Source organism: Cupriavidus sp. FW305-46 (genome assembly GCF_058787075.1).
Map to the genome: position 1 here is coordinate 24086 of NZ_JBYSZI010000058.1, position 20181 is coordinate 44266.

20 protein-coding genes are annotated in these 20181 nt (G+C 65.1%); 3 read left to right on the top strand and 17 right to left on the bottom strand.

The window, feature by feature from the left end; genetic code table 11:
- Positions 1-212 precede the first annotated feature (212 nt).
- A complete protein-coding gene (locus AC3WON_RS24525) occupies positions 213-500 on the top strand; it encodes a helix-turn-helix domain-containing protein (protein ID WP_340527535.1) in 288 nt (95 codons plus the stop codon).
- A 20-nt stretch (positions 501-520) separates the two neighbouring features.
- Here AC3WON_RS24525 and AC3WON_RS24530 read toward each other — a convergent pair whose 3' ends face one another.
- Complete coding sequence (locus tag AC3WON_RS24530) at positions 521-2059, bottom strand: MltF family protein (protein WP_492317533.1); 1539 nt, start codon at positions 2057-2059, stop codon at positions 521-523.
- A gap of 179 nt (positions 2060-2238) precedes the next feature.
- On the bottom strand, positions 2239-2676 hold the full coding sequence (locus AC3WON_RS24535) for a hypothetical protein (RefSeq protein WP_492317532.1): 438 nt from the start codon (positions 2674-2676) through the stop codon (positions 2239-2241).
- 398 nt (positions 2677-3074) lie between these two features.
- Between AC3WON_RS24535 and groES the strand changes: the two genes are divergently transcribed.
- Positions 3075-3365: a co-chaperone GroES gene (gene groES, locus AC3WON_RS24540; RefSeq protein ID WP_010813047.1), complete on the top strand. Its 291-nt coding sequence runs from the start codon at positions 3075-3077 to the stop codon at positions 3363-3365.
- Between the two features lie 46 nt (positions 3366-3411).
- Positions 3412-5055: a chaperonin GroEL gene (groL, locus tag AC3WON_RS24545; RefSeq protein WP_492317531.1), complete on the top strand. Its 1644-nt coding sequence runs from the start codon at positions 3412-3414 to the stop codon at positions 5053-5055.
- A 116-nt stretch (positions 5056-5171) separates the two neighbouring features.
- Here groL and AC3WON_RS24550 read toward each other — a convergent pair whose 3' ends face one another.
- The 15 genes from AC3WON_RS24550 to AC3WON_RS24620 all read right to left on the bottom strand — a co-directional run bounded on the left by AC3WON_RS24550 (position 5172) and on the right by AC3WON_RS24620 (position 18887).
- Entirely contained in the window at positions 5172-5957 is a 786-nt protein-coding gene (locus AC3WON_RS24550; protein WP_492352910.1) for a metallophosphoesterase, read from the bottom strand.
- Positions 5958-6168: 211 nt separating this feature from the next.
- Positions 6169-7143 (bottom strand): type II secretion system F family protein, encoded by a 975-nt coding sequence (locus tag AC3WON_RS24555; RefSeq protein ID WP_492317529.1) that lies wholly within the window; start codon positions 7141-7143, stop codon positions 6169-6171.
- A 77-nt stretch (positions 7144-7220) separates the two neighbouring features.
- Positions 7221-8198 carry a type II secretion system F family protein gene (locus AC3WON_RS24560; protein ID WP_492317528.1) on the bottom strand — a complete coding sequence of 326 codons (978 nt, stop codon included), beginning with the start codon at positions 8196-8198 and terminating at the stop codon, positions 7221-7223.
- A 45-nt stretch (positions 8199-8243) separates the two neighbouring features.
- Positions 8244-9614: a TadA family conjugal transfer-associated ATPase gene (locus tag AC3WON_RS24565; protein ID WP_492317527.1), complete on the bottom strand. Its 1371-nt coding sequence runs from the start codon at positions 9612-9614 to the stop codon at positions 8244-8246.
- Between the two features lie 61 nt (positions 9615-9675).
- A complete protein-coding gene (locus AC3WON_RS24570; RefSeq protein WP_492352911.1) occupies positions 9676-10869 on the bottom strand; it encodes a CpaE/TadZ family protein in 1194 nt (397 codons plus the stop codon).
- Between the two features lie 23 nt (positions 10870-10892).
- Complete coding sequence (locus AC3WON_RS24575; protein ID WP_492352912.1) at positions 10893-11351, bottom strand: TadE/TadG family type IV pilus assembly protein; 459 nt, start codon at positions 11349-11351, stop codon at positions 10893-10895.
- Positions 11348-11857: a TadE/TadG family type IV pilus assembly protein gene (locus tag AC3WON_RS24580; protein WP_492317524.1), complete on the bottom strand. Its 510-nt coding sequence runs from the start codon at positions 11855-11857 to the stop codon at positions 11348-11350. Before AC3WON_RS24580 ends, AC3WON_RS24575 begins: the two co-directional genes overlap by 4 nt.
- Before the next feature lie 9 nt (positions 11858-11866).
- Positions 11867-13120: a pilus assembly protein TadG-related protein gene (locus AC3WON_RS24585; RefSeq protein ID WP_492317523.1), complete on the bottom strand. Its 1254-nt coding sequence runs from the start codon at positions 13118-13120 to the stop codon at positions 11867-11869.
- Between the two features lie 24 nt (positions 13121-13144).
- On the bottom strand, positions 13145-13480 hold the full coding sequence (locus AC3WON_RS24590; RefSeq protein WP_492317522.1) for a hypothetical protein: 336 nt from the start codon (positions 13478-13480) through the stop codon (positions 13145-13147).
- Between the two features lie 34 nt (positions 13481-13514).
- Positions 13515-15377 (bottom strand): type II and III secretion system protein family protein, encoded by a 1863-nt coding sequence (locus tag AC3WON_RS24595; RefSeq protein WP_492317521.1) that lies wholly within the window; start codon positions 15375-15377, stop codon positions 13515-13517.
- A 65-nt stretch (positions 15378-15442) separates the two neighbouring features.
- A complete protein-coding gene (cpaB, locus tag AC3WON_RS24600) occupies positions 15443-16285 on the bottom strand; it encodes a Flp pilus assembly protein CpaB (protein ID WP_492317520.1) in 843 nt (280 codons plus the stop codon).
- Positions 16286-16329: 44 nt separating this feature from the next.
- The gene (locus AC3WON_RS24605; RefSeq protein ID WP_492317519.1) at positions 16330-17748 is read right to left on the bottom strand and encodes a DUF8689 domain-containing protein; all 1419 of its coding nucleotides are present in this window, start codon (positions 17746-17748) and stop codon (positions 16330-16332) included.
- 86 nt (positions 17749-17834) lie between these two features.
- Positions 17835-18368, bottom strand: coding sequence for an A24 family peptidase (locus tag AC3WON_RS24610; protein WP_492317518.1), 534 nt, complete (start codon positions 18366-18368; stop codon positions 17835-17837).
- 55 nt (positions 18369-18423) lie between these two features.
- Positions 18424-18597 (bottom strand): Flp family type IVb pilin, encoded by a 174-nt coding sequence (locus AC3WON_RS24615; protein WP_492317517.1) that lies wholly within the window; start codon positions 18595-18597, stop codon positions 18424-18426.
- 98 nt (positions 18598-18695) lie between these two features.
- Positions 18696-18887, bottom strand: a complete 192-nt coding sequence (locus tag AC3WON_RS24620; RefSeq protein WP_492317516.1) for a Flp family type IVb pilin — start codon at positions 18885-18887, stop codon at positions 18696-18698.
- Positions 18888-20181: the final 1294 nt, after the last annotated feature.

Sequence of the window (20181 nt, forward strand, 5' to 3'; positions counted from 1 at the left end):
AATGCGGCTGGCGTTCGCTGTCCGCTGCGCAGTTTGTTGTAATCGCACCAGTGTTTGCAGGGCCGTGGCTCCACCCTATTGCGTTTGCGCGGCGAGCCGCGTAGAACGGGGAAAACTGCGCGGGAAAAACCGCGCGGAAGAAAACTACGTCAGCACCGCCCGGCCGCCGCCTGTCGCGGACCGGAGGCGTGCCCGGAGACCGAGGTGTGACCATGGAGACCCAGGAAAGTACGCTGACCCTTGCGCTGATGACCGAGCCCGCGCGGATCCGGATCTGCCGTGCGCTGCTGGATGCCGGCGAGGCGGGCCTGCCGGCCACTGACCTGGCGCAGGTTGCACGGCTGAGCCTGGCGCGCGCCGGCCATGTGTTCCTGGAGCTGGTGCAGGCCGATGTGCTGGCGCTGTCGATCCAGGAGCGCCGCGTTTGCTATGTGCTGAAGGCGCGCCGCGCCGTGACCGAGGCGCTGGGCTATATCGACGCCAGCGGACTGGCCGACTGATCCATGCGGCGTGGCCGCCGCTACTTCCGGACTTCCTTCAGTGCCCGCTCACGCGCGGCCTCCCGGTCCTGCGTGAGCCGGTAGGCTGCGTAGTACTTGTAGATGTTGCGCACATAGGTGGTGGTTTCGATGCCGATCTTCTCGGCCACCACGATCTCGACATTGTTGAACCACTTGTCGGGGTCCAGCCCGCGCGCCGCAGCCTCCTTGCGCATCTTGGCGATATTGCCGGGCCCGGCGTTGTAGCTGGCAAAGGCGAACAACGGCCGGTTGGATTCCGAGAAATGCGCGTCAGGGAAGTACTTCGTCATCAGCCGGTCCATGTACTTGGCGCCAGCGTGGATGTTGGACTCGACCATCTGGATATTGCCCACGTTCAGTTCCTTGCCGGTGGCGGGCATGATCTGCATGATGCCGACGGCGCCCACGCGGCTGCGCGCCTGCTGGTTGAGCTGTGACTCCTGGAAGCCCTGTGCCGCCAGCATCAGCGGGTCGAAGCCATAGTCCTTGCCGTACTTTTCGAAGAAGGCAACGGTCTGCTGGAAGCGCTTGTATTCGGCGTCCTCGGTATTGTTCCTGATCTGCTTGATCCGGCGCATGGATTGCTTGAGCAGGTATTCCGCCACGCCCTGCTTCTTGACGTAGTTGACATAGAAGTCGTCGATCACCTGCCGCAACTGCGGGCTGTCCTTGCGGAAGGCCCAGCCGACATAGCCGCCTTCGCGCACCGCCAGGTCCTGGCGCACCTTGATGTCAGGCAGGATCTGCACCCACATTGCGGCCTTCCAGTCGTCGACCACGACGATCTCCAGCAGGCCCGCATTCACCATCTCGAGCACGTCTTCGTCTTCAAGCGCGTCGGGCAGCAGCACCAGCTGCATTGGCGCCTTGCCGGACTGGCGCAGGCGGTTGTTCAGTGCAGTCAGGCTTTCGTAGTAGCTGCTCGCGCGGCGCACGTGCACGGTCTTGCCCGCCAGGTCGTCCAGGCTTTTCAGCGCCGGCGACTTCGGGCCGGTCACGATCAGCTCGCGCACTGGCTTGCGGTCACGCGGTGCGGCAAAGTCGACCAGCTTCAGCCGTGCCTCGGTCTCGGTCAGGTTGCCTGCGGCGATATCGCCCAGGCCCGCCGCCAGGTCGGGCAGCAGCCGGTCGCGCGTGGTGGGGATGATGAGGACAGTGAGCGGGCGCTTGCCAAGTCGATTGGCGTAGGTCTTGTTCAGGTAGCGCTCGAATTCCCGCACCAGTTCTGCGGTAATTCCGCGCTCGTGGCCTTTGTCGCTGAAGTAGAGGGTGCGGCTGTAAGGCACCAGCACGCGGATGACGCGACTGTTGACCATCACGTCGAAGTCGCCCTTGCGCGGCTTGTTGGCCAGGTTGAGGCCGCGCGGCCTAGAATCGGCCTTGCCGGTTGCGGCTTTCGCCGTGGGGGCAGCAACAGGCGCGGACGCCGGCGCCGGCTTCTGCTGCGCTACGGCAAACGTGCTGCACAGGCTGAGCGCGCCCACCAGGCCGGACAGGAGAAGGCCTGCGAACCAGTGGCGTGGGTGGGCAGCGGGCATGGCGCGGATGGCAAGCCGGGCAGAAAGGCGCGCGACTTGCTCGTATCGAGTCTAGGCGCGATCCTGCCGCTTGCAAGCCGCCAGGGTCCGGGTGCTGCCGAAGGACAAACGGGAGGGGTATGTCCGGCAAAAAGAAGGTGGCCGGTTGATCCCGGCCACCCGTCGTGCAAAGGCTGGCGCTATTGCTTTGGTGCGGCCATTTCCTGCTTGGCCGTTGCATCTGCTGCCTTGTTCTCTACCTTGCGCTCCTGCTTGGCAGCGCCGACTTCTTCCTTGTACTCACCCTTGGCTGCCTTCTTCTTGGCCTTGTACTCGGCGGCGGCCTTCTGGCGTGCCTCGCGGCGTTCCACCAGCGGGTCCTTCGGCGGTTCGACCTGGGTCATGCCCGGCGGCACGCCCTGGCTGCCTGCCGGCGTGGCAGAAGTTGCTGGCATCGCCGGGGTCGCCGGGGTCGCGGGCATGCCCTGGGCAGCAGGGGTTGCCGGCGTGGCCGGGGTGGCCGGAGTGGCGGGGGTGGCGCTTGTCTGGGCAATCGCAGCAGCGCAGCTGAGGCCAGCCAGGCCTGCGGCAATCACACTGGCGATTCGGGTAAGGCGAGCGGGCTGTTTCGTATCCATGGAATACCTCCAGAGTCGCTGTCTGAGGCGCCGGCAACGGAAGCGCTCGGCGCGGCGTACGCCGTACATCCGGCCAAGACGGGCGCGCGGCGACAAGCCCAGTCTAGGCAGCGGCACCACGTTGCGCTGTCAGGCACACGCCCGAATGGGTGCCGGGATTATTCCTACAGGCGGGTCGTTGCCGGCCGGGAGCCCATGCCGCGCAAGGCATCGACAGCCCCTCGGGAAAACCCGCATCACCCCCGCGTCTTGAAATGCCCCTACCCCGTCCCTATAATTAGCACTCGTCAGGGGTGAGTGCTAACAGCCTCCTGCGACACCTGAACATTTCTGACGGCCGTCGCCTCGGTAGCCGGCCGATTTGTGATCAAAAACTCACTTTGTATCTAGGAGTCCGTATGAATCTGCGTCCTTTGCACGACCGCGTGATCGTGAAGCGTCTGGACAACGAAACCAAGACCGCGTCCGGTATCGTGATTCCCGACAACGCTGCCGAGAAGCCCGATCAAGGCGAAGTGCTGGCAATCGGTCCTGGCAAGAAGGATGACAAGGGCAACAACATCGCCCTCGACGTCAAGGTCGGTGACCGCGTGCTGTTCGGCAAGTACGCCGGCCAGGCCGTGAAGGTGGAAGGCCAGGAACTGCTGGTCATGCGCGAAGAAGACATCATGGCCGTGGTGAACAAGTAATTCACCAACTGACCGCCACCCCGTACAGATTTCAGGAGATTCAAGAATGGCAGCTAAAGACGTAGTGTTCGGCGACGCCGCACGTGCCAAGATGGTCGAAGGCGTGAACATCCTCGCCAACGCAGTCAAGGTGACCCTGGGCCCGAAGGGCCGCAACGTGGTGCTGGAGCGCAGCTTCGGCGGCCCGACCGTGACCAAGGACGGCGTGTCCGTGGCCAAGGAAATCGAGCTGAAGGACAAGCTGCAGAACATGGGCGCCCAGATGGTCAAGGAAGTGGCTTCCAAGACCAGCGACAACGCCGGTGACGGTACCACCACCGCAACCGTGCTGGCCCAGTCGATCGTGCGCGAAGGCATGAAGTTCGTTGCCGCCGGCATGAACCCGATGGACCTGAAGCGCGGCATCGACAAGGCTGTTGCCGCCGCCGTGGAAGAGCTGAAGAAGGTCAGCAAGCCCACCACCACCAGCAAGGAAATCGCCCAGGTTGGCGCGATCTCGGCCAACAGCGACACCTCCATCGGTGAGCGCATCGCCGAAGCCATGGACAAGGTCGGCAAGGAAGGCGTGATCACGGTTGAAGACGGCAAGTCGCTGGCCGACGAGCTGGAAGTCGTGGAAGGCATGCAGTTCGACCGCGGCTACCTGTCGCCGTACTTCATCAACAACCCGGAAAAGCAGGTTGTCCAGCTGGACAGCCCGTTCGTGCTGCTGTTCGACAAGAAGATCAGCAACATCCGCGACCTGCTGCCGGTGCTGGAGCAAGTGGCCAAGGCCGGCCGCCCGCTGCTGATCGTCGCTGAAGACGTCGAGGGCGAAGCCCTGGCGACCCTGGTGGTCAACAACATCCGTGGCATCCTGAAGACCGCCGCCGTCAAGGCCCCGGGCTTCGGCGACCGCCGCAAGGCCATGCTGGAAGACATCGCCATCCTGACCGGCGGCACCGTCATCGCTGAAGAAATCGGCCTGACGCTGGAAAAGGCTGGCCTGAACGACCTGGGCCAGGCCAAGCGCATCGAGATCGGCAAGGAAAACACCATCATCATCGACGGCGCCGGCGACGCAGCTGCGATCGAAGGCCGCGTCAAGCAAATCCGCGCCCAGATCGAAGAAGCGACCTCGGACTACGACCGTGAGAAGCTGCAAGAGCGCGTGGCCAAGCTGGCCGGCGGTGTTGCCGTGATCAAGGTTGGCGCTGCCACCGAAGTCGAAATGAAGGAAAAGAAGGCCCGCGTGGAAGACGCCCTGCACGCCACCCGCGCTGCGGTGGAAGAAGGCATCGTCCCCGGCGGTGGTGTGGCCCTGCTGCGTGCCCGCGCTGCGATCTCGGCACTGACCGGCGAAAACGCCGACCAGAACGCCGGTATCAAGATCGTGCTGCGCGCCATGGAAGAGCCGCTGCGCCAGATCGTGCTGAACGCCGGTGAAGAAGCTTCGGTGGTCGTTGCCAAGGTTATCGAAGGCAAGGGCAACTACGGCTACAACGCCGCTTCGGGCGAGTACGGCGACCTGGTGGAAATGGGCGTGCTGGACCCGACCAAGGTCACCCGCACCGCACTGCAGAACGCCGCTTCGGTGGCTTCGCTGATGCTGACCACCGACTGCGCAGTTGCCGAATCGCCGAAGGAAGAGTCGGCTCCGGCAATGCCGGGCGGCATGGGCGGCATGGGCGGCATGGAAGGCATGATGTAATTCATCGCCGACCGACTGCCCTCAAGGGCAGGCTGTCTTGGAAAACCCCCGCGGGCGCGAGCCCGCGGGGGTTTTTGTTTGGGGCGCGGCAGCAGGCTCTCGCTGGGGCGGCCGGGTCAGATCTCGACCACGCAGCACCAGTCGAAGCGCTTGTTTTCAAGCTCGCCGGTGCGGCGGCTGACGTAGCCGCGGGGGTTGCAGACCACGCGCGAATCATCGATGCAGTAGTCGAAGCTGGTGTGGGTATGGCCGTGGATCCACAGGTCCGCCTTTGCTACCAGGTCGGGCCGGCGCGACAGGAAGCCGCCGGAGACCAGGTCGTGCGAGTAGCGCGGGTCCAGGCTGCCCAGGTCAGGGCCGTGGTGCGTGACCACCACGGTCTTGCCATCGTAGGGTTGCGCCAGCTGCTCCGCCAGCCAGGCCGACGCGGCCTGGTGGCGCGCCAGCGCGTCCTGGGGCGTGAAATGTCGTGGATGGCCGTCGTCGCCGTGGAGTTCGATCAGCCGATGGTCCAGCATCACCGCCGCGCAAGCCTGCATCGCGTCATCGCGCCGGTCGGTCCCGAACAGGGAGTAGTCAGTCCACCAGGTGGTGCCGATGATGCGTACCCGTCCGTGGGCGTCGTTGAATTCGGCCACTGTGCCATTGAGCACCTGTATGCCTGGGTGCGCCTCGGTGGCTTCGGCCATCAGGCGATCCACGGTATCGAAGTTGCTTTCGTAGTATTCGTGATTGCCGGGCACGTAGACCACCGGCTGGCTGAAGGTGCGCGCGGCCCAGTCGATGCCGTCGCGCCCGTTGGCGATGTCGCCGGCCAGCACCACGATGGCGGCGTCGCAGTCGGGCACGGACTGCGGCATGTTGTGCTCGATATGGAGGTCGCTCAGGATGCGTAGCTTCATGGGGACTCCGAAAGGCGCATGGGGCTCGCTGCATGGGCCGCTACGGCGGCAGGCGGTTGCCTGCATTCTTAAGAAGCCAGCCCGTCTGGTCAAGTCCCGCGGATCCCGCCAGCAAGCAAAAAAGCCCGGAACCAGGTCCGGGCAAGTGACTGTCTAGCCGGCATTGCACCGGGAGACAGCCGGGGGAAACGATCGCGGTTTCCCGGAAGTACTACCCTCCCTGTCCGCCCATGGTCGGCAGCAGGACGCGATAGATCTGGATAAAGGCTGGCCCGAGCAGCACCAGCAACAGCGACGGGAAGATGGTGAAGATCAGCGGGAACAGCAGCTTGAGCGCGATCTTGGCGGCTTGCTCCTCGGCCCGCATGCGGCGCTTGGTGCGCAGCATGTCGGACAGTACGCGCAGGGACTCGCCCAGGCTGGTGCCGAATCGGTCGGCCTGGATAAGCATGGAGGCGAACTTGTCCACGTCTTCCACGCCGGTGCGCACCGACAGGTTCGACAGCGCCTTCTCCTTAGAGAAGCCCGAGCGCAGCTCCAGCAGCAACAGCTGGAGCTCATCGGCCAGCACCGGGCAGCGCAGCGCCAGCTCGTCGGCCACGCGCATCAGCGCCGCATCGAGCCCGAGGCCGGCTTCCACGCAGACGGTCAGCAGATCGATCACGTCCGGGAACTCTTCGAACACCGTACGCTGGCGTTGCGCGACCTTGCGTGCGAGAACGACGTTGGGCAGGTAGTAGCCGATCGCACCCAGCACCGCCAGCAACACGAACATGATGTTCCGGTCCTGCAGCCCCGGCTGGCCGGTGGCTGCCAGCAGCCCGATCATCGGCAGGGCGATGGCCAGAACGGTCTTGGCCCCAAAGTAGAGTGGTGCGGCACTGGCATTGCGCCAGCCGGCGTTCATGAAGCGCACGCGCAGCTGCGAGCCCTCCCAGCCTTCCTTGGGCAGTGACAGCCGCGATACCGGCTGCGCCCATTGCACCAGCTTTTCGAATAGCGCATTCTGCTTGCCAGGATCAGCCCCGAGCTGGCCCGCCTGGCCTGCCATTTGCTCCGCCCGCCCGCGCAAGCGGTTGGGCGAAAACACGTACAGCATCCCCAACACTGTGCCGAACGCCGCCACGAAGATCAGCGCGAGCACGACCAACTGGTCTGCCTGAAACCCCTGGATAATGCCTTGCATGATGGACTCCCGTCAGGATGGCTGTCCAAGCCCTGCTTCTTCGAGCACTGCATGTACCGGTACCGTGCATTGCGCCTTCAGACCCGGATTCGGATGATCTTGCGCATCCACAGCACACCAAAGGTCATCGAGACTACTGCGCCGCCGATCATGCGCAAGCCGAGTGGGTCTTCCCACAGCACCTTCATGAAGCCTGGATTGACCACCAGGATCAGTCCGGCAGTGCAGAAGGGCAGCAACCCCAGCACCCACGCAGACATCTTGCCTTCTGCCGACAGCACACGGATCTTGTCGAACAGCTTCAGCCGCTCGCGCACCATCGTGCCGATGGTGTCGAGGATCTCCGCCAAGTTGCCGCCGCTTTCACGCTGGATCAGCACCGCGATCACGAAATAGCGCAGGTCGCCCACCGGCACCCGGATGGCAAGGTTGGTCATGGCCTCGTCCAGCGCCACGCCATAATTGATTTCCTCGAAGGTTGTGCGGAACTCCGGCCCGATCGGGGCCTTCATTTCCTGCCCGACCATGCCGAGCGCGCCGCTGAACGAGTGCCCGGCGCGCAGGGCACGGCTGATCATGTCGACGGCATCAGCCAGCTGTGCCTCCATCTTCTTGATCCGCTTGCCGCGCAGACGCATCACATGCAGCACTGGCAGCATGGCGGCCAGCGCCGCGCCGGCGAGCACCAGCGGTCCCGGTATCGGCAACAGCGGAATCAGTGCCACCGTGCACAGCGCCACCATCGCGCAGTAGCCCAGCAGTTGCGCCACCGACCAGGTGCTGCCGGATTGTTCCAGCCACCGGTCCAGCGTGCCCACGCGGGGCACGCTCATCAGCCACTTCTGCAAGCGCGGCGAGCCCGCCAGCATGCGCTTCTTCAGGATGGACAACTGCTCTGCGCTGACATGTCCTCCCGCCGACAGCGCCCGCAGCCGCGCCTCGATGCGCCTGGCCGCGGGGCCATGGGCGTTGCTCCACCACAGGTAAATGCCTTCGACGCAGAGCACCACGGCCACGAACAGCAGAATGCCGAAGGCGTAGAAGATCGTGCTCATGTGTAGCTCCCCGGAATTGTTTGTTGTTGTATCGTGCCAGGCGGATCAGACTTCGAAGCGCTTGGCCGGATCATAGGTCTCATCCGGCAGCCCCACGCCGAACACGCGCAGCCGCTCGGCGAACTTGGGATACACCCCGGTCGCCCGGAAATTGCCGCGGACCGTGCCATCCTTGTCCACGCCCGTGCGCTGGAAGGTGAAGATCTCCTGCATATTGATGATGTCGCCCTCCATGCCGGTGATCTCCTGGATGCTGATGATCTTGCGCCGGCCGTCGGTCATGCGCGCCGCCTGCACGATCACCGTGATGGCCGAGGCGATCTGCTGGCGCATGGCCTTGGCCGGCATGGTCAGGCCGGCCATGCTGACCATGTTCTCCAGGCGCGTCAGCGCGTCGCGCGGGGTGTTGGCGTGGATCGTGGTGAGCGAGCCCTCGTGGCCGGTGTTCATTGCATTGAGCATGTCCAGCGCCTCGCCGCCGCGCACTTCGCCCAGGATGATGCGGTCGGGGCGCATGCGCAGTGCGTTGCGCACCAGTGCGCGCTGGGTGATCTCGCCCTTGCCCTCGATATTGGGCGGCCGCGTTTCCAGCCGCAGCACATGGGGCTGGCGCAGCTGCAGTTCGGCCGCATCCTCGATGGTGACCACGCGCTCGTCTTCCGGGATAAAGCCCGACAGGATGTTCAGCAGCGTGGTCTTGCCGCTGCCGGTGCCGCCCGACACCAGCACGTTGACCTTGGCCTGCGAGAGCGCCTGCAACAGCTGCGCCATCGGCGGCGTCAGGCTGCGCAGGTTCACCAGGTCGGACACCTGCAGCGGATTCACGGAAAAGCGGCGGATCGACAGCAGCGGGCCGTCGATGGCAGAGGGCGGGATAATGGCGTTGACGCGCGAGCCGTCCGGCAGGCGTGCGTCGACCATCGGGCTGGTCTCGTCGATGCGGCGCCCCACGCGCGACACGATCTTCTCGATCACCTTCATCAGGTGCGCGTCGTCGTAGAACACCACGTCGGTCAGTTCCAGCTTGCCGCGCCGCTCCACATAGGTCTGGCGTGCGGTGTTGACCAGGATGTCCGACACGGTGGGATCCTGAAGCAGGGGCTCGAGCGGGCCGAAGCCGAACATCTCGTCGTAGATCTCAACCGTCAGCTGGCGCCGCTCGTTTTCGTTGAGCAGCACTTTCTGTTCGTCGATGATCAGGTTGACCAGCGCAGCGATCTCCTGCCTCACCTGCTCCTGCGGATAGCGCGCCAGCCGCTCCAGCTCCACGCGGTCCAGCACGGTCTCGTGCACGTCGCGCTTGAGTTGGTGGTAGCCGCCCGACACGGAGGCTGCCGAGGTCGCAAACTGGATTGCGGCGTTGCCGTTGGCAGTGAAGGCGGGCCCGGCATTGGCCAGCTGTTCGCGAATGGACATGATGAGCTCCTCGTTATCGGCTTCGGTTGGCCGCCGTCCTGGCTGGCCGTTGTCTGGGTATTCAGGTGCTCCGCGCGCGCAGCATCAGCCTGCGCAGCGGCGATACCACTTCGGGCCTGCTGCGCCGCTCGGCTTCCGGCGTGGCGCACAGCTGCGTGGCCATGGCCTGCAGCGCGCGCGCCATGGCGCTGCGCCGGCTCAGCTTGGCGACAGGCTCGCCGTGGCTGACGGCCTCATCCACGGCGGCGGGGTCGTCGGGCAGGGTAAATGCGGCCTTCATGCCGAAGATCTCCTCCATCGTTGCGCGCGGCATCTCGTTCTTGCGGCCGGTGCGGTTCAGCACCAGCCGGACCTTGTCGGTGGGGTAGTGCAGCGCACGCAGGATATCGAGCAGCCGACGGCCCGGTCGCCCGAAAGAGATGGCTGGCTCGGCCACCACGCAGATGCGGTCGCTGTGGTCCAGCACGCCGATCGACAATGGGTCGATGCTCTGGCCCAGGTCGAAGATCACGAAGTCATAGGCCGGCTGCACCACCGACAGGATCCACTCCAGCTTGTCCTTCTGGATCTGGCTGGCCTTGATCGGATCGGCCGCACCCGCCAGCACGTCGAAACCGTTGTCCACATGCACCAGGCAGGCTTCCAGGAAGGCGGCATCCATACGGTCGATCTGGCTGCAGATATCGGGCAGTGTGGAGGGCGGGGTCTTGTCGCTGACGATATAGGTCAGGTCGCCGAAGTGCCGGTTCAGGTCCACCACCAGCACGCGCTTGTCAAGGTGCCGGGCCAGCGCATCGCCCAGGTTGGCCGCAACGAAGCTGGTACCCGCGCCGCCCTTGCACGAGATTACCGAAATCACCTGTCCGGTCTCTTGCGCACGCGGCACATGGCCGGCTTCCACGCGCTTGAGCGCCTCGGCCAGCTGTCCCTTGTCCAGCGGCCACGACAGCACATCGCGGATGCCGGCGCGCATGGCCTTGATCAGCACCTCGGAGCTGGGCGCCTGCGTGATCAGGATGCAGGGCAGTTCAGGGTGTTGCTGGCGCAGCGTCTCGATGGCCTGCATCTGCGAGGCATTGATGGCCGGCAGTTCCAGGATGAGCAGGTCGGCCATGCGCAGCCGGCTGGCATGGAACGGGATACGCGACAGGCCCTCCTGCAGCGTCATGGCCTGGAAGTTGCCAATTACGGCGCTGAGCCGGTTGATCTCGGCAAGCCGGTCGGCGTCTTCGGAAACGATCAGAATTCTGAGCATGGTGTGCTCCTGGTTCATGCGCGCTAGTTGCAGATCGGGCCGCTGGTGGAAGAGTCCAGGCTCTCCCGCGGCAACGTGGTTGAGAACGACGGCATCGACACCGTAATCGGAACGACCGGAATAAAGGTCTTGACCGAGACGTCGGCCACGCTGACGGTGACCGAGCGGCAGGAACTGCGCGCGGCATTGGCGTCAGCGTCGCAGCCGCTTGGTTCGTAGGCGACCTGAATATTGGTGGCCTTCAGCAGGGGCATCAGCTGGGTCATCTTGGCCTTGATGGCGGTGTCTTTGGCGTCGCAAACCACCGCGATGCGTGCACCCAGCCGGGTCACCTCACCGGCGGTGTTCCAGTAAAAAAGCACACGGGAGAACTCGGCAATGCCGATCAGCAGCATGAAGAAGATGCTGGCAACCAGGGCGAATTCGATGGCGGTTGCGCCGGCCTGGCGTGAACGCGGGTGCATGGCACGGATTGGAGTCATAGCACCTGCCTCATTACCGTTGCGATATCGGAGAACGCCAGGGCTCCCACCTTGAGGTAGGACTGGATTGGCGAGTAGGTAAAGCCCGAGATCTTCACTTCAACCAGATTGATGGTGCCCGCCGGCGGGCGTGAACTGTCGCCCCCCTCGTAGATGGCGACGTTGGCAAACTGCTTGCTGCCGCAGCCGGTCGAGTCAACGCGGTCACAGACGACCACCATCGACGTACTGAGGCCTTTCACAAGTGCCGCGCCACCGCAGGTGGTCTTGCCATAGACGGCGATGCATTTCGCCTGGTCAACCGGGTAGTTCGGCTCGCTGGGCGCATATTGCGAAAGGAAGCGTGCCGCATCGCGCGTGGCCTTGGTCAGGGCGTTGTACTGGTAGATCGCGCGCCCGTACTCCGCCACCCCGGTCACCAGGATCAGCAAGGGCACCAGGACCAGTGCGAACTCCACCGCGACCACCCCGCGCAGCTTGCTCCTGTGCTGCCTGCATTGCGCCATGATTCGCTCCTATTGCACCAGCACCGGCACACGGGGGCCTGGGCCCGTACTGGACCCGGGCACGCCCTGGGTCGCGCACGGGCTGGTGGGGTCCTTCGAGTCGCCCAGATATTCGAGGGTGGTCACAGCCTTTGCGCTCTGTTCCTGCATTGGCTCTACCATCAGCATGCAGGTCCAGGCGATCACCGTAGCTTGCTTGTCCTCGGCAAGGTCATTGCAGTTCACCATCGGCACCTGTACCAACCTGCGATCGGCGCCGGCCTGATGCACCGGCCTGGGTGATGGAGTGCCCTTGATGTCCAACCCACTATCAGTCTGGAATGGCTCGTTGATTGCCCGCTTCTGGATAAAGTCAGGGTAGGCGTTGCCACCGTTCGGCGCATTCCACGTGGTCGTGGTGTAGGCATAGCCGGTAAAGTCGGGTGCCCCGTCCTTCGGTCCCTTGTATGAGCCGGTATAGATCCCGAAGCGGGTATTCCACGCCGCGATCAGCGATGCGATGCTGCCTGGCTCGCCCACCTTGGAGCCCACCACCGGCAGGTCGCACTGTCCGCTGCCGGCAAGCAGATCGGCCAGTTCAGAAGCGCCGCCTGCCGGAGGCGAAAGGTCAGCCCAGCCAAAGCTGCCAGGACCGTATGGGTCGCTCGGATCGACCCTGGACTTGATCCAGTCGCCCCGGTTGTACGCGGTCTTCGCCGGATTCGCCGTTGGCGGCGAGCAGACATAAACCGGGATGGCACAGGCGGCTTGCGCGCTGGTGGTGGTGGCGACAGCCATGGCATTGACGGTACTGGCCTTGATATCGATCCCCGGCAGCAGGTTGAGCATATGGATGAACCAGTGGGCAATGCCCGTGCGCTCGGCGGTGCATTTCACGTACTTCACCTTGTCCAGCGGGTACGGAACGTCGTTCTTGGTGTAGAAGGTGCTGTCAGGTGTATCGCTATATGAGACGTTGAGATTCTCGAACATTTCCACTGCCTTGCCCTGGAACATGGCAGCGTTGCTCGTGCCGGTGGCCAGGCCGGCCGCCTCGGAAACGAGCAGCGGCGTGGCGCCCGTTACATCGCGCGCAGCAGCCAGCGCGCAGGCATCGACGCTGTTCTGCAGCTCGCTCTTGGTTACATAGAGCTTGCCCAGATCGAGCGCCAGCCCGACAAAGCCGATCAGCACCGCCAGCGACAGTCCCACGATGATGGCAACCGCGCCACGCTGGTGCGCGCGCCGCGTCGGCCTGGATCGTGTGAAGCCCGATGTAGACATGATGGTCTCCCGCGGTTCCGGTGCTCAGCGGCCGTTGCCACCCAGGCCCACGCCGCCATAGCCGCCGGCGCCGAAGTCGATAGTCATGGAGGGTGCGCCGCCTTGCTGGCTCCCTGACAGCGAACGGTCGAAGTTCTTCATCGCTGCCACCGCCGTCTTGCCATCGGTACCGGTGACAGTGGGCAGCCCGGCAGGCGCGTCGGGATTGATGATCTGCATCTGCGTGACGGTGGCCAGCGCTACGCCGCGCTGGCCGTCCCACACCGGCGTCGAGGTCATGCAGGCCGACAGTCCCAGGCAGGCCAGGCTGCCGAGCACCAGGGCGGCGGCGCCGCGCGAAAGCTTAAGTGTCTTGTTCATGGTCGTTCTCCGGTTCTGCAGGTGGCGCGGCGGATCAGTTGCCGCCCGATGCGGTGCGGCCGGCAGTAGCCGCGGCCCTGGCCTGGGCCAGGCGGGCGGCGGTGGCCTCGATGCGGGCGATGCGCGCGGTGGTGTCCTCGGCCGGGGGCGCGGCCGCCGTCGCCGTGTTGCGGGCGGGCGCCGGGGCCGGCAGGGCCGGACGCGTGCTTGCGGCGGCGGCTGGTTCCGGTGCGGCCGGCGCGGGCTCATCCAGCGGTTTGCCGTTCGGCACGGCCGAGACCGAAGTGCCGGGCGCGCCTTCGCTGCGCGGTGCCGTGGGCGGCGTGGCGGGTGCTGCGGCCGGTGCGGCGGGCTGCGACGGTGCCGGCACGGGTTGCGGGGCACGCTTGCCGCTGCCTTCCATATTGCCCATGAAGTACAGCGACAGCGGGTTGGGTGTGGAGAAGCTGTCGGTGGGCAGCGGGTAGTTGCTGGTCTGCATCGGCTTGACCAGCCGCGGCGTGATGACGAACACCAGTTCGGTCAGGTCCTGCTGGTACTGCGTGCTGCGGAACAGCGTGCCCAGCACCGGCACTTCGCCCGCACCCGGCAGCGCCTTGAGCGAGCCGCGCGCGCTGTCTGTCAGCAAGCCGCCGATGGCAAAACTCTCGCCGTCGCGCATCTGCACGGTGGTGGAGGCGCGGCGGGTGGTGATCACCGGCAAGATCGACTGGCCGGCCAGGGTGCCGCCGCGTATGGTGGCGCCAGTGGGCGACAACTCGGACACCTCCGGCGATACCTTCAGGTGAATGCGGCCGTTGGCCAGCACCGTAGGCGTGAACTTCAGGCCGACGCCGAACTCTTCTTCCTGCAGCGTGACCGTGCCGGCCCCGTTCAGCACATTGGCCTGCGCCACCGGGATATAGATCTTGCCGCCTGCGAGGAAGCTGGCTTCCTGCCCGCTGATGGTGACCAGGTTCGGCTCGGCCAGGATCTTGACCAGGCTGTCATTCTTTTGCGCGTCGATGGCGATATCGAATGGCCGGTTGTTGGCCTTGCTGGCGAAGATCGCGCTCGAGGCGCCGGTCAGCAGCGAAGTCACCAGCCCGCCGCTCCAGGAACCGAAGCCGCCCTGCAGGTTCACCGTCGAGCCGAGCTGGTTCAGCAGCGTCTTGGACACCTCTGCCACCTTCACTTCCAGCATGACCTGCTGCGGGGTATCCACCGACAGCATGTTCAGCACGCCGCCCTTCTTGTTGCCTTCGCCGCCCTGCGCGGCATTGGCATAGGCCTGGGCGATTTCCATGGCTTGCTGCGCGGTCTGTGCATTGGTGACGCTGCCGGTCAGCACCAGGTTATCGGCGGCGGTCATGACGCGGATGCCGGGCTCGCCGGGCAACAGCTGACCCAGCGAAGTCTGCAGCCCGCCGGCGTCGGCATTCACCACCACGTTGATGATGCTGCAAGAGCCGCTGCGGCCCTGCACGATCATGTTGGTGGTGCCCACCGCGCGGCCCAGCACGTAGAGCGTCTGCGGCGACACCATGGTGGCCTGCACCACATTGGGATTGCCCAGCGTGCGGTTGCGCACCGGCTCCTGCAGCGTGATCAGCTGTGACTTGCCGACCGGCACCATCACGCTTGATTCGCTGCGGATCGCGCCAGTGCAGTTGGGCCCGCGCGCATCCCCGGAAGTCACGGGCGGAGCCGACGCGGCCGGCGCGGCGGCTCCGGGCGTCATGCTGATGGTCATCTGCATCGGGCCCTGGGGGGCCTTGGCGGCAGCCGGTGCGGTTGCCTTGGTCAGGCTGCCGGCCTCGATGGCGGCCTGTGCCGCGGCGGCCAGCGGCGTGCAGAGGATGGCGGCAAGCACCAGGATGCGGGTGCCGCCAGCAGCTTCGGATCGTTTCTGGTTCATTTTGAATCTCCCCCCGGAGAGGCTGTGTTGCAGCTCAGAATTCGTTGGATGCCTGGCGCAGGTGCTCAGAAGCACTCGACGCCGCCCTGCATGCCTGCCAGCACGCCGATGCAGTTGCCCGAGCGTGCGGGCGCCGCCGCCACCGTGCGAGTCTTGACTACGGTGCGCGTCTCGGTCTTGGTCACCACCTTGGCCGGTGCCTCCGGTGTCTTGCCAAGCAGCGTTCCCTTGGTGGCGCCGCCGGTGTTGATGTCGGCCACATCCATCTGGTTGCGCAGCACCAGCGACAGCGTGCCGACGCTGCGCGCCACGTCGAGCTTCTCGGCCTGTTCGGGGGTGACTTCCAGCGTCACCGCATTGACCACCTTGGGCTGGGTGTCGTCGCGGCTGACCTGCTGTGCCACCGCCAGCACCAGGATCTTCTCGAGCACGATCTTCGAGATGCTGCCGCTCTGCGCGGTCTTGGCTTCTTCGTTGGTATTGACGATCACGTCGACGTAGTTGCCCGGCAGCGCGAAGCCGGCCACGCCCACCACGTCGTTGACGCGGACCGTGATGGCACGCTTGCCGTCATTGATCACGGCGGACAAGCCACCCTTGGTGCCCACCGGCGCCAGCTTGGCGTCGAGGACGGGCTCGCCGCGCTGCAGGCTGGTGCGGACCACGCGGCCCTCCAGCGCCTTCATGTCTTCAAACGCGCCGGGCGGCACGCTGCCTGTCGGCCAGCTGACCATGCGCAGCTGGCTGCCGTTGAGCGGCTGGCCGAGGTTGAGGTCATTTGCGGCGACGACCACCTGCCTGACCGAACTGGACGACTGCTGGACCAGCCATCGCGACGCGGAGACCACTGCCGCCACGCCGGCGACAAGGGCAATCAGCAGCATCAGGATTGCGCGTGTGTTTTTCATGATGATTCTCCCCCTACAGTTGTCCGATGATTCGGTGGTGCAGTTCAGCTTGCGGCGCGCTGGTCATCTGGCCATCGATGGCCAGCGCCCAGCGATGGCATGGCGTCGGCCGAGGCGCGCAGCCCGTAATAGCCTTGCCATGCAGACAGCAGGCCTGCCTCGGTGACCTGCGCGGGCTGACCGTGGTAGCGCACGCCCGAGTCCACCAGGCGCAGCAGGTCGCGCGGGATGCAGGCCAGCAGCGGCGTATCGCTGGCGTAGTGCAGGCTGTCGACCAGGAAATCGAACATCGCATCTGTGCTGGCCAGTCCGAAGCCAGCGGCGGTGCGTTGATAGACTTCGCGGTAGTCGTCGACCGACAGCGGGCCCACGTAGAGCTTGCTGCCGAGCCGGCGCAGGAAGGCGTCGTCGCCCAGCTCCGACGGTTCGAGGTTGGTCGAGAACACTGGCCAGACATCGAACGGCACCGAGAAGCGCACGCCGGTTTGCAGCGTGAACATGTCAATGCCGCGATCCAGCGGCACGATCCAGCGGTTCAGCAGGTCGCTGACGCCAACCAGCTGGCGGCCCAGGTCATCGATGATGTAGATGCCGTTGTTGGCCTTCATGTGAGGAGGCGCCTGGTAGAAGCCGGAGACACGGTCATAGCGCAGGTCCAGCATGGACAGCGTCAGCTCGCCGCCGGACAGCACTACCGGGCGATGGCACAGGACCCAGCGGCGGTCCAGCGAGCGGCGCGCCAGCGAGGCTTCGCTGTCGTCGAACGGCACATGAACCAGCGGATCGAACACCTGGATGATTTCGCCGGCGACGGTGATGGCATGCGGCACCGGCACGGCACCGGGCAATAATGTGCCCAGTCGTTGCGCTAGGTAGGTCTTGCCGCTGCCGGCCGGGCCGTAGATCATCAGCGCGCGGCAGGTGTTCAGCGCCATGCCGATTGCGTCGAGCAGGTGGACCGGGATCACCAGGTCATGGAAGGCGGCAGTAACGTCCGCCTTGGTCACGGAAGCTTGGTTGACCGAGTGGCGCTTGACGGCATCGAGGTATGCGTCCAGCGTGACCGGCGCAGTGCCGACATAGCTGCAGCGCGCCGAGGCTTCCGCCGCGCGGGTATAGCCGGCGTCGGTGAGCCGGAAGCGCACATCCAGGTCGCTGGCGCCGCGGTGCGCGATCTCCAGCAGGCGCTCGCGCACGGCGACGGCCGCGATTTCATTGACCACCAATGCCGGCAGCTTGAGCGTGTCGGTCAGTACTGCCAGCGTGACGGTGCGGTGCTGGTAGGCGGCCTTCATCAGCAGCCCGAGCAACTGTGCGATCTCCAGGCCGGTATCGACAATCGTGCGCGGCAGCACGTGCCAGGGCGGCACCGGCAGCGTGCCATGCTCGGCATGGACATTCCTGCCGATCGCGACGGGCTCAAGGAGCCGTGGTGCGTGACCTGAGTCGTGATGCTCGTTCATTGCCATCCCCTGTTCGCTGGTCAGTGTGTTCTCGTTCCCGCAGGCGCCCGTGACTGGTCGGCGCGTGGTGTCGCTTGTGGCTTGTGTCATGTGCCGGCAAAGAGCATCGTCAGCGTCCCGGCGGCAATCGCTACGCCGTAAGGCATGGAGCCGGCTGACGCCTCGGCTTGCGGTTGCATCGGCCGGGAACCGGGTACCAGGGCGGCAATTAGCATGTGGCCCACGCGGGCGAGGGTCGAGCGTCCCTGTCCTGTGGCAAGCACCTGTAGCAACGCCCAGGCCCCGCCAATCACGCAGGTTGCCAGTGCGATCTTCAGCGCCATGCTGCCGCCGAGCCAGGCGCCCACGGCTGCCATCAGCTTGACGTCGCCGGCCGCCATGCCGCGCATCAGGTAGAACGGCAGAAACAGCACCAGGCCCACCGTCCAGCCATAGAGCCACGCCAGCGAGCCGGCGGCAGGGCCATGAATTGCTGCCATCACGGGCAGCGCAGCGATCCAGGCGCCGAAGGTCAGCCAGTTGGGAATGCGGCGGCGGTCCAGGTCGATGGCCGCGGCTGTGAGCACGATGCCGATCGTGGCGGGGCCAACGAGGGGGGCGAGGGCAGTGGCGGCTTGCATGGCGATAGTGGCGGGTAGCTTGGGTTGTGTCCGGGGCGTGCGCTGGTCGGATAGATCAGGGCATGCTGGAGGCGATCAACTCGTACATGGCTTTCACGGCATTGCTGAGCGTGGCGACGGAAACGACAATTGCCATTGCGATCAGACTGCCGAGCAATGCGTATTCGATAGAGGAGACACCCCGGTCGTCGCGCAGAAAATCTTTTGACCTGGCGATGAGCTTCAACATTTGGCGTCTCCGGTGCTGGTGTTGGTGTTGGTGTGTCGGGTGGGAGTCCGTGCCGCATGGCCGTCCGGAACAGGGCGGCCATGCGTGCGGCTCGGTGATCAGGACGCAGGTACGGCGTTGGTGAGGGTATCGCCGATGTACTTGAAGATGAGGTTCAGGTTCGTGCCAATCAGCGTCACCGAAACGATGATGACAACTGCGATGAGTGCGGCAATCAGACCATATTCAATGGCGGTCACACCGTCTTCATCACGGATGAATTGCTTGATCATGGTGGTCAGGTTTTGCATGACAAACTCCTTTGGTTGGGAACAAGCTGTGCAGTACTTTGGAACTGCGGATGAGGCAACAACGGCATCGGATAGCAATGCCTGGAAATCCGGCAGCAGGGCGGCGCGCAGATTGCGCAGGCGTGAAATGGCCACTGGCCGGGACCGCCATGCACACCGCGTGGGTTGCGTGACTGCAGCCGGCGCTGTGCCGACGCATGCATGCACCGCGCGGCGTGCTGCACATGGCCTGCGCGAGCCAGGCAACGGAACGGTGCGCTGCTGGTGCCCCTGGCAGCAGCAGCGTGGCCGATATTCCGGTGTGGCATCGCAGGTTGGCGTGCGACTGGCATGGTGAAGCTCCCCGTATATTTTTGAACCTGATGCCGGCGAACGTTGCGCTGGCATCGCGGCAGCCAGGACTGCGGTGCCGCGTGCCTGACATAGGCAAACGCCAGGCCAGGTCAGTGGAAACCGTTGTGCCACAAGGGTTTGCGGGTAGCGATGCGCGGTAGCCGCAGGCTCGGCGGGGCTGCAGGCGGCCTTTCGGCCACGCTTCGTTGCTGGGTGGAAACGCGGGTCTTGCAAGCCATTCCGGACCCCGCTACGGATGTCCTAGATCGCGGGAAGTGCTCAAGTGGGCCGCGCAGACGAAAGAGGGCGGCAACTTCATCCAAAAGCATGAGGCACCGTTCGCGCCGAAGGTCGGCATTCGTTGCAGTCGGTAGTCCTCCTGGCTGCTTCAATCCCCTTTTTCTGGCGACGGCCAGACTGACGGATGAGAACGGCTTCTGCCGAGGCACCGTTTCCGGATCGAAACATTGCGAAGTGCGCCAGGGCCGCGGGAGTGCCGGCAGGTTCCACAGGCAGTCCCTGCAAACCCTTGTGTGCAGGGGGCTGCGGGCTCGCGCGGCCGCGTGATTCACCTTGGAAACATGGCATGTGAGATGGCTGTTCTTCGCTGCAATCGCAGGCGTGCACGGGGGGCGGCGCAATCGACTTGCGAAGCGGGAGCCGCGCGACAAGGCATGCGGTTCACGCAGGCTTCGCATCTTGTCGACGGCCTGCGGGGGGCGCTGCGGGGGGCAAGGCAGCAGCTACCTCGCATTGCCGATGGCCGCAGGGGCTGCGCTATAGGTGTGATGCGAAGCGTCCTGCGGACCGGGGCATCGCATGAGCGCGGAAGCTCAGCCCAACCCTGCCTGCAGCCATGCAGCGCCATGGCGTGGTCCGCCGCTGCCACGCAGGGCACCGGGACGCCCGCCATGGCGCAATGTGCGGCGCGAGCTGCTGGCTAGGCGGAAATGGGTACGGG